General features: G+C 38.1%; 14 protein-coding genes and 1 tRNA gene. 14 read left to right on the top strand and 1 reads right to left on the bottom strand.

Translation table 11 applies throughout. The features are described from left to right. Window positions 1-4: 4 nt before the first annotated feature. The 7 genes from racE to MKX97_RS09980 all read left to right on the top strand — a co-directional run bounded on the left by racE (window position 5) and on the right by MKX97_RS09980 (window position 5,567). Window positions 5-793 (top strand): glutamate racemase, encoded by a 789-nt coding sequence (gene racE, locus MKX97_RS10010; protein ID WP_221836490.1) that lies wholly within the window; start codon window positions 5-7, stop codon window positions 791-793. 126 nt (window positions 794-919) lie between these two features. After that, window positions 920-1,678: a ribonuclease PH gene (rph, locus tag MKX97_RS10005; RefSeq protein ID WP_340759004.1), complete on the top strand. Its 759-nt coding sequence runs from the start codon at window positions 920-922 to the stop codon at window positions 1,676-1,678. Then, a complete protein-coding gene (locus MKX97_RS10000) occupies window positions 1,675-2,289 on the top strand; it encodes an XTP/dITP diphosphatase (protein ID WP_340759003.1) in 615 nt (204 codons plus the stop codon). The genes rph and MKX97_RS10000 overlap by 4 nt, the downstream gene beginning before the upstream one ends. Then, the gene (locus tag MKX97_RS09995) at window positions 2,286-2,777 is read left to right on the top strand and encodes a metallophosphoesterase (RefSeq protein WP_340759002.1); all 492 of its coding nucleotides are present in this window, start codon (window positions 2,286-2,288) and stop codon (window positions 2,775-2,777) included. Before MKX97_RS10000 ends, MKX97_RS09995 begins: the two co-directional genes overlap by 4 nt. Window positions 2,778-2,845: 68 nt before the next feature. Then, window positions 2,846-2,919, top strand: a tRNA-Arg gene (locus tag MKX97_RS09990). A gap of 378 nt (window positions 2,920-3,297) precedes the next feature. Next, window positions 3,298-4,038, top strand: a complete 741-nt coding sequence (locus MKX97_RS09985; RefSeq protein WP_342535893.1) for an SDR family NAD(P)-dependent oxidoreductase — start codon at window positions 3,298-3,300, stop codon at window positions 4,036-4,038. Window positions 4,039-4,562: 524 nt separating this feature from the next. Beyond that, window positions 4,563-5,567: an MBL fold metallo-hydrolase gene (locus MKX97_RS09980; protein WP_342535892.1), complete on the top strand. Its 1,005-nt coding sequence runs from the start codon at window positions 4,563-4,565 to the stop codon at window positions 5,565-5,567. 209 nt (window positions 5,568-5,776) lie between these two features. Here MKX97_RS09980 and MKX97_RS09975 read toward each other — a convergent pair whose 3' ends face one another. After that, window positions 5,777-6,421 (bottom strand): Crp/Fnr family transcriptional regulator, encoded by a 645-nt coding sequence (locus MKX97_RS09975; RefSeq protein WP_342535891.1) that lies wholly within the window; start codon window positions 6,419-6,421, stop codon window positions 5,777-5,779. A 252-nt stretch (window positions 6,422-6,673) separates the two neighbouring features. On the opposite strand from MKX97_RS09975, the gene MKX97_RS09970 reads away from it, so the two are divergent. From MKX97_RS09970 to MKX97_RS09940, 7 genes are all read left to right on the top strand, one after another. Beyond that, the gene (locus MKX97_RS09970) at window positions 6,674-7,276 is read left to right on the top strand and encodes a Crp/Fnr family transcriptional regulator (protein ID WP_340758998.1); all 603 of its coding nucleotides are present in this window, start codon (window positions 6,674-6,676) and stop codon (window positions 7,274-7,276) included. A 153-nt stretch (window positions 7,277-7,429) separates the two neighbouring features. Beyond that, window positions 7,430-9,202, top strand: a complete 1,773-nt coding sequence (locus MKX97_RS09965) for a thiamine pyrophosphate-requiring protein (protein WP_342535890.1) — start codon at window positions 7,430-7,432, stop codon at window positions 9,200-9,202. 299 nt (window positions 9,203-9,501) lie between these two features. Continuing rightward, complete coding sequence (locus MKX97_RS09960; RefSeq protein WP_340758996.1) at window positions 9,502-10,746, top strand: acyl-CoA dehydrogenase family protein; 1,245 nt, start codon at window positions 9,502-9,504, stop codon at window positions 10,744-10,746. Window positions 10,747-10,966: 220 nt separating this feature from the next. Then, window positions 10,967-11,257: a hypothetical protein gene (locus MKX97_RS09955; protein ID WP_340758995.1), complete on the top strand. Its 291-nt coding sequence runs from the start codon at window positions 10,967-10,969 to the stop codon at window positions 11,255-11,257. A gap of 90 nt (window positions 11,258-11,347) precedes the next feature. After that, window positions 11,348-12,139: an SDR family oxidoreductase gene (locus tag MKX97_RS09950; RefSeq protein ID WP_340758994.1), complete on the top strand. Its 792-nt coding sequence runs from the start codon at window positions 11,348-11,350 to the stop codon at window positions 12,137-12,139. A gap of 84 nt (window positions 12,140-12,223) precedes the next feature. Further along, window positions 12,224-12,526 (top strand): hypothetical protein, encoded by a 303-nt coding sequence (locus tag MKX97_RS09945; RefSeq protein WP_340758993.1) that lies wholly within the window; start codon window positions 12,224-12,226, stop codon window positions 12,524-12,526. A 72-nt stretch (window positions 12,527-12,598) separates the two neighbouring features. After that, on the top strand, window positions 12,599-13,651 hold the full coding sequence (locus MKX97_RS09940) for a TRAP transporter substrate-binding protein (RefSeq protein ID WP_340758992.1): 1,053 nt from the start codon (window positions 12,599-12,601) through the stop codon (window positions 13,649-13,651). Window positions 13,652-13,735 lie beyond the last annotated feature (84 nt).

Here is a 13,735-nt window from a genome sequence, read left to right as displayed (position 1 = left end):
TATAGTGAATGCACCTATTGGAGTTATTGATTCGGGTGTCGGCGGTTTAACGGTCGTACGAGAGTTGCGAAAGTTTTTACCGAATGAACCCATTATTTACATTGGCGATGATGCACGTTGTCCATATGGGCCAAGACCATCAGAGGAAGTGTTGGAATTTACCATGGATATGGTGAAGAGTTTGGCAGATATGGGCATTAAAATGTTAGTGATAGCATGTAATACAGCGACTGCGATTGCTTTAGAGGAAGTCCGACATCAATTCGACTTTCCGGTGATCGGCGTTATTCAGCCAGGAGCAAGAGCGGCTTTAAAGGCGTCTCAAACTAGCGAGATTGCAGTATTAGGTACTCTTGGCACAGTGAAAAGTAAGGCGTATGATCAAGCAATTCATATGCAGCAGCCTGACGCAACGGTCCATTCATTGGCTTGTCCTGAGTTTGTTCCGATCGTTGAAAATGGGGAGTATCGCTCTCCAGCAGCCAAAGTAATTGTGGATCAAACCTTACAGCCATTGCACAAAGAGTCGTTTGATACGGTCATACTTGGCTGTACGCATTACCCGTTACTGCAAGAACATATCGAAGAGCATTTCCAACAGCAGAAGCGTATTATTTCTTCTGCTGTGGAAACCGTTGCGGACGTTGAAAGTATTTTACGTAAGCAGCAGATGTTGTCTGTCTCCGCAGTAGAACCGATTTTCTATACGACCGGTTTAAAAGAAAAGTTTCAGTCAATCGTTGAAGATTGGCTGAGCATTCAGAAACCGGATGTACGCACGATACAGTTTTGAGAATAGCGGAATTCACCCGAAAACAGTTACTCGTTTTCGGGTTTTTACTGTTCTTATGGTAAGATAGGTTGAATGTTTATTTATATGGACAAAATAATAAAAAAGGTACATAACGGAGGAAATAGCATGCGACATGATGGCAGAACAACAGAAGATATTCGTACAGTGACGATAGAGAAAGATTATTTAATCCACCCGGAAGGCTCGGTGTTGATCTCAGTTGGAAATACGAAAGTGATTTGTACGGCAACGATTGAAGATCGGGTACCGCCATTTTTACGAGGCAGCGGTAAAGGCTGGATATCAGCGGAGTATTCCATGCTTCCACGGGCTACAGGACAGCGGACGATTCGTGAATCGTCTCGCGGTAAGGTAGGCGGTCGCACAATGGAAATCCAACGTTTGATCGGTCGTGCTTTACGTGCGGTTGTAGATTTGGATGCAATCGGTGAACGGACGATTTGGATTGATTGTGACGTGATTCAAGCTGATGGCGGAACACGGACTTCTTCCATTACAGGCGCGTTTGTCGCGTTAGTAATTGCCGCGAATAAATTGCAGATCGAAAAACAATTGCCGACTTTCCCGGTTCGTGATTTTCTAGCGGCTACAAGTGTTGGTAAGCTTGCGGACGGACAACTTATTACGGATCTTGACTATGTAGAGGATTCATCGGCAGACGTCGATATGAACGTTGTGATGACAGGAGAAGGACAATTTGTCGAACTCCAAGGTACAGGGGAAGAAGCTACATTCTCACGAGCAGAGATGAATGACCTATTAACACTTGCAGAACAGGGAATCGAACGGTTGATCAAGATTCAAAAAGAAACGTTAGGGGAGCTAGCGGACAAAGTCGGACAGCGGGCAGGCGATGCACAATGAAAGAAGTATTGATTGCGACAAATAACCGCGGGAAGGCGAAGGATTTTGAAGTGCTGTTTAGCCCTCTTGGAATTAAGGTTCTTACTTTGCATGATCTAGACGATTCAATCGATGTGGAAGAGACGGGCACAACGTTTGCGGAGAATGCGATTTTGAAGGCCGAAACGGTAGCGAACATGCTCGATAAGGTGGTCATAGCAGACGACAGTGGATTGGAGGTAGATGCCCTAAAAGGAGAGCCAGGCGTCTACTCTGCACGCTATGCGGGCGAACCGTCAGACGATGAAGCGAATATCGATAAGTTGCTAGCGAACCTTTCTGATGTACCTACAGCCCATCGTCAGGCGCGTTTTAGATGTGTGTTGGCGATTGCTGGGCCTGGTGTAGAGACAACGACTTTCTCAGGTAGCTGCGAGGGTGTTATTACGGCAGAAAGACAAGGTATAAACGGCTTTGGCTATGATCCTGTATTTTATGTGCCAAAAAAAGAGAAGACGATGGCTCAGTTGACAGCCGAAGAAAAAAGCGCAATCTCTCATCGGGGTGCGGCGTTAGCCCAGTTAAAAGAACAACTTCCAGAATTCCTTAAAAGTTTAGGTGATAATGAATGAAAATTATTGTATTAAGTGATTCACATGGCGATACGGCAACTGTTCAACAGATTGCCGCTTTGCCTGCAGATGCTATGTTTCATTGTGGAGATAGCGAATTAGCAGCAGATCATCCCTTGCTTGCAGGTTTACATTGTGTTCGAGGCAACTGCGACCTCGACAGCCGTTTACCAGCCTCTCTGTTAGTGAAAATAGGGGATGAATCAGTATTTGCTGTACACGGCCATGAACATGACGTGAAGCGCTCTTTACTGACACTTTCTTATGCGGCAGCCGAACAGCAAGCGACCGTCGCGTTATTCGGCCATTCTCATTTATATGGAGCGGAACTGATCAACGGTATTTTATTCGTCAATCCCGGCAGCACAACACAGCCACGCGGCGGCAGGGAAGCAACATATGCGGTGATTGAGACAGGAGAAAAGTACACAGTCAACTTTTATACTATGCAAAATCATCTAGTAGATCAAATAGTTTTAGAAAAATAAAATATAGTGTTGACATTTATTTAAGTCATGCCTATAATAGTTCTTGTGCCTGAGTTATTCAGGTGTTTGTCTCAGTAGCTCAGCTGGATAGAGCAACGCCCTTCTAAGGCGTCGGTCGGGGGTTCGAATCCCTCCTGGGACGTATTTGAGTAAAAATGGAATACGATAAGAAAATCAAAGATGACCACAAACGTTGATATAATAGCGTTTGTGGTCATTTTTGATTTTTGAGATATACGTTCTGTAAATACATAGTTATATTTTAAAAATCCTCACTTGTTTGTTTCAATAAATTATCGTGTATATCATCTACATAACACCGGAAACTTTTCCACTCGTTTACTGTTGTAGTAATGAGATACTGAATTATTGTCATCATGAATATCTTACGTGCGGTATCCTTTTATTCTATGAACTTATGTTAGTATGGACATAGTTAATCTCTTTGTTAAGATGCTGCGAATATTAATATAAGTTTTTGATAAATTAAAATGTATTTTACTGTAAAGGAGAATTAGTTATGCCTGATTTAACAGGAAAAGTTGTGTTAGTAACCGGAGCAAATAGGGGGCAAGGGAGGGACATAGCAAAACACTTAGCATCTCTTGGAGCAAAAGTTGCTTTAGGCGCAAGGGATATAGAAAAAGTGAAGGCTCTCTCATTAGAAATTGGAGAGGATAAATGCCTTCCGCTACAATTAGATGTAACGAAGGAAGAAGATTGGATATCTGCTGTGAACTCAATTATTTCTGCTTATAAAAAGTTGGATGTACTTGTTAATAATGCTGGAGTTTTTATGAAAAAACCAATATTAGATACTACCGTTGAAGACTTTCAAGAATTAATCAATGTGAATCAGTTGGGGGTTTTTAGAGGAATAAAGGCAGTTGCTCCATTTATGCAAAAACAACAAAATGGGTCAATTATCAATAATGTTTCCATATCTTCTTTTGCACCAATTAATCAATCCGCAGCTTATGCCGCTACAAAGGCAGCAGTTTCCAACCTTTCGAAATCAGCTGCAATAGAATTAGGCAGAAAGGGAATTAGAGTAAATGTAGTCCATCCAGGTGTTATTGAGACAGATATGGTCAGTAACAATACATTAAATTTGGATCGTGATAATATCCCTTTAGGTAGAATGGGAAAGGCGAATGATATTGCCAATGTAATTGCTTTTCTTGCTTCTGATCAGAGCGCTTATTGTAATGGAACCGAAATTGTTGTAGATGGAGGTTTGACGCTAGGAACAGATATTTAATATTATGCGTGTTAATTAACCATAAAGATCCATTGTAATAAAAAAACACTCTTCTTATAAAATACAAGTATAGCCCATCAAATACAAGAAGAGGTACTACTTATGAAAACCACTATCATATTCCCGAAGTAGATTCGAAAATTTGTGTCCTAAAAGTACTTGATTTAAGCGGGAAAGCTATAGGATACAACACGTAAGATGGGCCTGGTGACATTGCTGGAACAGTCTATCTAAGGTCAATGATTCTACGTTATCCAATAAAGTTGAAAAACTTCTAAAGATATCACAAAAATGACCATGAAACATGTATAGAGCAGCTGGGAAGACACGGACTAAGATTATTTTTTTGAAGATTTTTATTTAGGTATACAAATAATACTGAATATATTGACACATAAGGTTTCGCGTAGATACACCGGAGATGTAATACGAAAGATGAAAGAACGTTAAGAAATCGACGTTCTTTTTTTATTCAGATTAAACACCTGTACTACAAAATTAAGGGCTAGAAGGAGTGGATAAGAGTGGCTCGAAAAAAATATCAAAATTTAGATCCAGCAGCAACAATAAGTTCATTAACAGATGTTATACGCTGGCAAAAAGAGCGAAGGGGAAAGAAAAAATATCAAAGTTATCGGATCGGCCAGGCAGAATGTAAACAACAGGAATTTTTGAGAAGTAATAAAAACGAAACAACGCTTACATGGATTGGCCATTCGACATTCCTACTGCAAATCGCTGGGCTGACGATTGTAACGGATCCTGTATGGGCAAAAAAAATGGGGTTCAGTCCAAGACTTGAGGAACCGGGCATTGCTTTGGAAGAAATGCCGTCCATAGATGTTATTTTACTTTCACATGCGCATTATGATCATCTGCATGTTCCCTCGTTGAAAAAACTCAAAGGCTCGCCAACCGTTCTCGTACCAGAAGGTTTCGGTCGTAAAATGCAAAAGATAATGCCTGGAAAAATTGTACATGAGCTGCCGTGGTGGGGATATGTCAAGATTGATTCCGTTGAATTCCACTTTGTGCCTGCTCAGCACTGGACTCGTCGCACGCTGTCTGACACGAATTCGTCCCATTGGGGAGGGTGGGTAATCAAACGTTCTGAAGCGGCTTTAGCCGAAGGGATGCAAGAGAACGATGCGATCTACTTTGCAGGAGACAGTGGATATTTTCAAGGCTTCCGTGAAGTTGGAGAGAGATTCCCAGATATCACCTATGCCCTTATGCCGATTGGAGCGTACGAACCAGAGTGGTTTATGGGTACACAGCATGTAACGCCTGAAGAAGCAGTGCAGGCTTTTCTTGATGTAGACGCAAAGATTTTTATACCGATGCATTACGGGGCTTTTCGTTTAGCGGACGATACGACAGAAGAAGCACTGAATCGACTGCTGGCAGAGTGGGATCAAAAAAAACTGCCTAGTGATCGATTGCAATTGCTACAGCACGGAGAGACATTAGTCCATGCGAGAACTAAAACTACTTCGGATCGTAATCTTTCCCAGCATGTTTACCTATAAATAGACACGAAATTATCTTCCAATTCAGCTGAATGGAAGATTTTTTTGTAGAGGAAAGCAAGTATTTAGCGATTTGGATGGAAGGTAGAATGCTTTTTGGAGACCTTATGAAAACTATTCATCCACGAAATTGCAAAACTATAAAGACAGTAACGCGGTGAACCTATCAATTATACTGACACAAAGTCTAAAAGTTATATTGATTATTTTTATTTCGACGAACTATAAAGAGCGTTATCTAAAAAATACTTAAGCTTAGTAATATCTAGAAAATGAATGTAGCCCTGGTCATAATCAATCATTTCTTCTGCTTTCCATTGATTGATTATTTTGTAGACGGTAACCCGGGATGTACCGATATAGCGAGCTAATGAGACTTGACTCAATTTTATTCTCAATTCATAATCCCGTAAATGGAGTTTGTATAAAAAATGAGCAAGTCTATAATCAGCGGGTGCATTTAGAATAGCTGTGGTTTCGGCCAATAATCGAACCTTTAGAATTAATGACTGCATAAACAAATTTGAGGCTTCTGGAATATCTAAACAAAGTTGATCAAAGTCTTTTTTTGAAAAAAAGTATAGTGTTGAAGGAGCAGAAATTGATGCGGTTGTAAAGTAAGGATGGTGATTAAACCCGTGTTCGCCTAGTAAGTTTCCAGGCATCACATAATCGATATCTCTTTCAATTCCTTGATTCGATAATAGGCTAATTTTAACTTCACCCTTTTTAAGAAAATAAAAACCTTGTCCTATTTCCCCTTGTCGAAATAAGATGGTGTTTTTTTTAGCATTAATCTTCTGACCATATTCACATGAAATAATATTATCCCAAGTATATTGTTGATTATCCATAAATTATCACCTCTTTTAAATATTAAGGAATACCTACTCAAACTTGTTCTAAATTGATTTAGTTAACAAATTAACACAAAAAAGCTCATCTGCTTCTTTAAATTTATCAAATAATACTGACTATGACAATTATAAAGTGTATAAAATACTTTGAATAATTGTAGTATTCAAAAATAAGTATTGAGATTTTTATTTTCTTATGTATAGTAAATAATAAACAATTTTGATGCTATTTCTTCTAGGAGGGATTGTATGTTTGATTCATATCTTAAAGAGGGTCAAAGAATGTTTGTGAAAAAAAATACAGTGATTTATGAACAAGGAACAATTGGTGATGGATTTTACTATGTAGCTGATGGTTTGGTTAAAATGAGCATGAGAGTATTTGAGGGAAAAGAAAGGATACTTGAAATTATTGAGAAAGGAAAAACATTTGGTGAACTATCAATGGATCATAAATGCTACTTTTCATCTGCCATTGCTATGGAAAACTCAGTTATTTACTACTTGGAATATAAAAAAAATCAGGAGTTGATTATGAAGAATAAAAATGTTCGGGATATGATTTGCAATACTGTAATCAATAAATTAAAAAGACTTGGTGATATTATTCAATATAAATCACTTCCTGTAGAAGAGCAATTAGCATATTTATTAATTGGAATTTGTCATGAAAATAATAGTTATGAAATTCCTCTTAATCAACAACAACTTTCCCAATTTACGGGTTTAACACGTATAACTATTTACAAAGTTACAAAGGAATGGAATGAAAAAAATCTGATTTTGAAAAAAGAAGGAAAACTATTCATCAGATGCCCAGAAAGTTTACAAGAATATGTAAGCGCTCTCTAAGTAATAGAGAGCGTTTTTATTTTTTGCAGAATAATAACAATTAGCATCAGTTGAAAAGTTAAAAGGTGTTAATAGGTTAACGGAAATTAAGAGCATGTGACGTTACAATTAACGCATAAGGGACAAAATCATAAAAAGAGAGGGGTTTATTTGATGACTACAAAGAGCACAACAACCTTAAAGAGTCAGGACAACCAAAAGGATGGGCAACGAAGCAAATATACAACAAGTACCGCATTTTTAGAATCATTGCAAGAGGCCGGGGTATCATACATTTTTGCCAACTTGGGAAGTGATCACCCAGCATTGATTGAAGGTTTAGCACAAGCAAAAAAAGAAAATAGAGAACTGCCTAAATTGATAACTTGCCCTCACGAAATGGTGGCAATGAGTGCAGCACATGGCTATGCACAGTTAACGGGAGAGCCACAAGCCGTGATAGTTCATGTGGAATGTGGAACGCAAAACATTGGAGGTGCAATTCATAACGCATTCAAAGGAAGAATACCCGTTCTCGTCTTTGCAGGTGCATCTCCATATACACAAGAAAACGAATTACTAGGAAGTAGAAATGAGTTTATTCATTGGATTCAAGACGTCTTCGATCAACGTGGAATTATGCGTGGTTATTCGAAGTATGACAACGAAATTCGCACGGGTAAAAATGTTAAACAACTCGTTCATCGTGCTTTGCAATTCGCAAAAAGTGAGCCTAGGGGTCCAGTTTATTTGATGGGTCCGCGTGAAGCGATGGAAGAGGAAACTGAACCTGTAACGATTAATAAAGATCTTTGGGAACCAATATCTCCAAGTGCAATTCCACCGAAAGGTATAGCGGAAATAGCAGAGGATTTAACGAAGGCCAAAAGGCCACTTATTATCACATCCTATTTAGGAAGAAATCCAGAAGCAGTAGAAGGTCTTGTGCTATTGAGCGACCGTTTAGCGATACCTGTAATTGAATCCGTATCCAATGCAATGAATTTCCCGGCAGATCATCCGATGCATTGCGGTCATCAATGGAATACTGCAGAGCAGAATGAAATGCTTGCAGAAGCTGATCTGGTTCTTGTATTAGATAGCGATGTGCCGTGGATTCCTATGAAAAATAAACCTTCAGAAGAAGCGATAATTTATTATATTGATATGGATCCGTTAAAGGAAGAAATGCCTTTATGGTATATCCCTTCCAAACGTTTCTTTAAAGCTGACACACAAGTAGCGCTTCAACAACTAAATGAACATTTAATTAGTGTGCAGATATGTGGAGAAACGATTCAAGAGCGCAAGAGAAAAATCACCCATATTCATGAGGAGAAAAAAGCGGAGAATCTTCGTTTGGAAGAAGCGATGGAAGATGTAATTACGCCGGAATATCTTACTGCATGTGTCCGAGAAATTATCGATGAAGACACAATAGTATTAAATGAAGGTATTTCAAATTATAAAACGATTTGTACACATATTGGACCTAGACAACCTGGTACCCTCCATGGAAGTGGGGCGGGATCATTAGGTTGGAACGGGGGAGCGGCTATTGGGATGAAATTGGCTAACCCAGATAAAACAGTCGTAAGCCTAACGGGCGATGGGTCTTACCTGTTTAGTATTCCATCTGTCGTTCATTGGATGGCCAGAAAGTACGACACTCCTTTCCTAACCGTAATTTATAACAACACTGGATGGAAATCTCCAAAACTATCGACACTAGGCGTACATCCTGACGGAATTGCAAATGCAATGGATCAGTTTGGGGTGAATTTTGATCCACCTGCTGATTTAGCAAAAATAGCGGAAGCTGCGGGTAACGCGTTTGCTTTAACTGTGACGAAACCTTCTGGGCTAAAAGCTGCATTAAAAGAAGCTTTTAAAATAGTGAAGGAAGGTCGTACTGCTGTTGTCGACGTGAGGATTCCCACAGTTTAAATGACAATGAGAACTAAATAACGATAAATTTAGCCAAATATGTTAATGAGTTAATAGTCTGTAAAAACAAATCAGGTTAATATTAACTCACAAGGGAATTAAAGGAGGTGCTATCTTTCTAATATTTATAAACTTGAAATTAGCAAGTGCGTTTGCAAAGAAATTAATTAATAAAAGAATAAATGATAGCGCTTTCAATGATCTTCTTTAATTATTAGAAATGGATCAATAATGCCCCATACCTCAAATAATAAATTTAATGACTGATTTACTCAGTCGAAATCTAAGGAGGAAAAATTATGAGTATACAACTTAATGAAGAACAGAAAAGAGTAGCAAATCTAGGTAAGGAGTTGGCTAAGGATTTCGCAACAAGAGCTGCTGAACATGACAGAGATAGATCTGCTCCAGAAGAAAACTATAAAAAATTGCAGGAAGCGGGACTGTTTGGTGTTGCTATTCCAAAAGAGTACGGTGGATTAGGAGTTGGGTTCTTAGGATATACAGCCTTCGTTATCGAACTGGCGCAAGGATGTGCTTCAACAGCAAACTCGTTTAATATGCATGCAAATGCAACTGGATCTATTTTGCAACATCCTGATATTCCTGAAAATGTTAAAAGAAAGGTGGCTAAATTAGCGATAGAAAAAGGAAAGCTTATGTGTACATCAGTGTCAGAGCCAGATTCCTCAAGTCTATTAGCAAGTGCCTATACACCTTCACTAGAAGCTAGAAAGGTAGAAGGAGGGTATACACTTCACGGAAAAAAAGCATTTTGTTCAATGGTCGAATCTAGTGATTATGTTTACTTATATGCTCATCCTGAAGGAGATGAAAATCTCCAGGCAAGTATTGGTTTTTTAGTACCTATTGATAAAGGAAACGCGCAAGGCGTAACCATCCACGACGTATGGGATATGCATGGGATGAGAGCTACAAGAAGTAACACTGTTGAATATGATGGAACATTTGTCCCTGATGAGCTGCTATTGCATAAAACAGATGAATTTTTAAACGACTTTATTATTCGGGGTGCAAATTGGTCATTCGGTGGTTTTGCTGCCGTTTACCTAGGTATTGGCGTTGGTATATTAAACTTTGCCTCAGGTTTTTTGAAGAATCGAGTGGCGAAAGGGTATGCACAGTCACAAGCTTATCATCCTGATATTAGGAGACGAATTGGGAATATTGCATCTGAATTACATGCATCAGAATTGGCTATAAAATATGCGGCCTGGCATAGCGATACTTACGGAGCGGGAATTGAAACATTTTATGAGTTTATTAAAGCAAAAAATAGTATTGGACAAGCTGTATCTAATACTGCAAAGTCAGCGACCATAGCCTGCGGAGCATCCAGTTTAATGAAGAAAGTACCTTTAGAAAGAATGATTCGGGATGCCGCTACAGCACCAATAATGCCTCCGAACATCGATGCTGCAGCTGATCAAGTGGGACTATTAACTATGGGACTCAATCCTGCAGATGCGCTACCACCTCTGCAGGCAAAACAAAAGTTAATTGCCCCTGTGACGACTAGCTAATTTTCATTTAGGACAAGTAATGAAATCTAAACCGCTATGGTTAAAAATTCACGTTATTAATCTTGAACACAGGTCTCGGTTTTGAGACCTGGCTTTTTTAAAACATTTACGATGAAATTTCTTAACGATACTTTCTGAAATTTAAGTCGTGTTTTTAGATTCCTATCTAATAATGTACATTCTAAGATGATAAATACTTTGCTTTAAAGAGGTGAGATTTATGACTGTTCGTAAACAACAATCTGTTGTGAACCTTCCCGACTTGTTATTTGCTAAGTATTGTAAAGAAACTTATGGATTGAACAGAGGTGTCTATAATATCATCGATGAATGGTTTTATAGACAAAGTCTAGAAAGTGTCGAAATGCGTCGTCAACAAGTACTAGAATTCCTCATGTTTCTTATGAGTTCAATTAACAAAGAAAGAAATGGAAGTAGTTTAAAATTTGGAAAAGGTGAACTTACAAATTTCTTAGTACAGTTTTGGAAACAGCAAAAAGTTTTAATGTAAATTAAACTAGAATTTTTTATTAATATTAAGTGGGCTTTATAGTATCAGAAGTATGTAGAAGTGGTAAATATCCCAAATGGAGTGATAATAATGGCAAACGATTTAAATACACGTTTACAAGAAAAGGTAGCAATTATTACCGGAGCTGGAAGTGGGATTGGTAAAGCAACCGCTATAAATTTTGCCAATCATGGTGCAAAGCTAATATTGAATGATATTAATAAAAAACGCTTAAATGAATTATTAAAAGAGATTCATAATAGTGAGGACCATATTATTGTCGAAGGAGATATATCAAAAGAAGAAACCGCGAATCAATTAAGTGAAATGGCGATAGAAAAGCACGGCAAAATTGATATTCTCATCAATAATGCCGGTATCCATTATATTGAAGACATAACAGATGTGACACCAGATGACTTTGATCGTTGTGTTTCTATTAATTTAAAGAGTATGTACTTATGTGCTAGAGCAGTGATCCCGCATATGGTTAAACAAGAAAAAGGGTCAATTGTAAACCTTGGTTCTATTTCCTCTTTCGTTGGTCAAGAAATGATGGGGAAGAGCACGTTTTTATATAATATTACTAAAGCCGGTGCAGTCCAAATGGCAAAATCACTAGCCACACGCTATGCAGCAGAAGGTATACGTGTAAACGCTGTATGTCCGGGTGCGACAAAAACAGACCAAATTACAGAAGAGCATACCCAAGGTATAGTGAGTCTTGAAGACTTTTGGGATGGAGCAGGAGAAGCACAACCGATGTTAAGGGCTGCAGATCCTTCAGAAATTGCAAATGCCATCTTGTTTTTGGCATCAGATGAATCCTCATTTGTTACAGGAACCTCATTAGCGGTTGATGGAGGATATTTAGCACGTTAAGAAAAAATGGAATTCTAGGAAGGGTGAAAATTTTCTTAGCTGAAGATGATCAATTTCCTTCCTTTTTGATTTAGGAGGATTTAATTGAATAAGATTAAGGTTTTCATAGAATACAAAGTTATTCCTGAAAAAAGAAATCAATATATTGAACTAACCGAAAAGATTATAGCTCGTTATCAAAGTCTTCAAGTGAATGGTTTTTCAATATACGAAGGAATTGAACAACCTAATTTATTTGTTGAAGATTTTACTGTGTTGAATTACGAGCAATTCAAACTACTTAAAACGGAACGCTTTGAAGAGCGAATTCCAATTTGGAAAGAAGTGCACTCATGTATTCATACTGGAGTAAAAAAAGTGAATGCTTATGCTTTCGAGATGTTATAGCAATAGGAAACTAGATAAATAGAACAAATGAAGAGAAATTTGATTAAATCTAAAACATGAGGTGGCTAACTATTGAAAAGAATTATTAGTTTAATATTTATTGTTTCTATTGTAGGTTTAATTATTTCAGGATGCGTAAATGAAACAGATGCTTCGGGAAGTAATGGGAAAACTAAAGGCCCATCGGATGCGATCACGTTAAGTTATTCTTTTTTTGCTTCAGAAAACTCGTTTCCAGCAAAACAAATGGAAAAATGGGCACAAGAATTGTCTGAACGTACTGACGGAAAGGTGAAAGTAGACCTTTTTCCAGGAGGCACTTTATTAGAGGCATCCAATACGTATGATGGAGTAAGAAAAGGGATAGCTGATATAGGCTTGTCGGCAACATCTTATGAACCAAACCAATTTCCGTTGCTAACAATCTCTGATTTACCTTCTAATTATCCGAATGCCTATGTCGCAAGTCGAACTGTTTATGATCTAATTCAAGAGTTTCCACCAGAAGCGTTCAATGATTTTAAAATTATTGCAGCATTCACTACTGAACCAGCCTATATTCAAACGGCAAAAAAAATTGAAACGACTGATGATCTGCGTGGTCAAAAGTTACGAATTGCCGGATCGATAAGTGAAATAGCTTCAAAATTGGGTGCAGCGCCTGTTGGGCTGTCTCAAGCCGAGGTACCAGAAGCATTGCAAACAGGAAATATCGATGGTTTTGTTACATCACGCGAGACCTTAAAAGATTTTCATTTGGCGGAAAATATAAAGTATATTACTGATTACCCTTTGCATATTACTACATTTGTCGCTGTAATGAATAAAGATAAATGGAGTTCACTTCCTGAAGATGTAAAATCAGTCATTGATGAATTAGGAGAAGAGATGGCGATCTTCACTGGTGAGTACCATGATAAGAATATTCAAGAATCGATTGAATGGAGTAATAAAGAACACGGAACAGAAACCAGCACTTTGTCAGAAGAAGAAAGAAAAAAATGGGATAAAATTATTGAACCAATCCAGGATGAATATGTTGAAAAAATAGAAAAGGAAGGATTACCTGCCAAGGAGTACAAAGAGAGACTGTATGAGTTGATAGAAAAATACAGTAATGAATAATTATTTACCAGGTTAAACACAGACCAAAAACGCGCTAAAAGAACCAAAAAAATACAGTAATCAGTACTTTAACAAAGGAGTGTT

Origin of the sequence: Sporosarcina sp. FSL K6-3508 (assembly GCF_038615825.1) — a bacterium.
Classification (GTDB): Bacteria; Bacillota; Bacilli; order Bacillales_A; family Planococcaceae; genus Sporosarcina; species Sporosarcina newyorkensis.
Note: the sequence above shows the minus strand (reverse complement) of the source record. Positions and strands in the feature narration are given on the sequence as shown.

What these genes read in the sequence shown, in the direction of transcription:
- MKX97_RS09960 (WP_340758996.1), top strand. Translation starts at nt 9,502, where the DNA reads ATGAGTATACAACTTAATGAAGAACAGAAAAGAGTAGCAAATCTAGGT.
- MKX97_RS09965 (WP_342535890.1), top strand. Translation starts at nt 7,430, where the DNA reads ATGACTACAAAGAGCACAACAACCTTAAAGAGTCAGGACAACCAAAAG.
- MKX97_RS09950 (WP_340758994.1), top strand. Translation starts at nt 11,348, where the DNA reads ATGGCAAACGATTTAAATACACGTTTACAAGAAAAGGTAGCAATTATT.
- MKX97_RS09975 (WP_342535891.1), bottom strand. Translation starts at nt 6,421, where the DNA reads ATGGATAATCAACAATATACTTGGGATAATATTATTTCATGTGAATAT.
- MKX97_RS09985 (WP_342535893.1), top strand. Translation starts at nt 3,298, where the DNA reads ATGCCTGATTTAACAGGAAAAGTTGTGTTAGTAACCGGAGCAAATAGG.
- MKX97_RS09955 (WP_340758995.1), top strand. Translation starts at nt 10,967, where the DNA reads ATGACTGTTCGTAAACAACAATCTGTTGTGAACCTTCCCGACTTGTTA.
- MKX97_RS10000 (WP_340759003.1), top strand. Translation starts at nt 1,675, where the DNA reads ATGAAAGAAGTATTGATTGCGACAAATAACCGCGGGAAGGCGAAGGAT.
- MKX97_RS09970 (WP_340758998.1), top strand. Translation starts at nt 6,674, where the DNA reads ATGTTTGATTCATATCTTAAAGAGGGTCAAAGAATGTTTGTGAAAAAA.
- rph (WP_340759004.1), top strand. Translation starts at nt 920, where the DNA reads ATGCGACATGATGGCAGAACAACAGAAGATATTCGTACAGTGACGATA.
- MKX97_RS09995 (WP_340759002.1), top strand. Translation starts at nt 2,286, where the DNA reads ATGAAAATTATTGTATTAAGTGATTCACATGGCGATACGGCAACTGTT.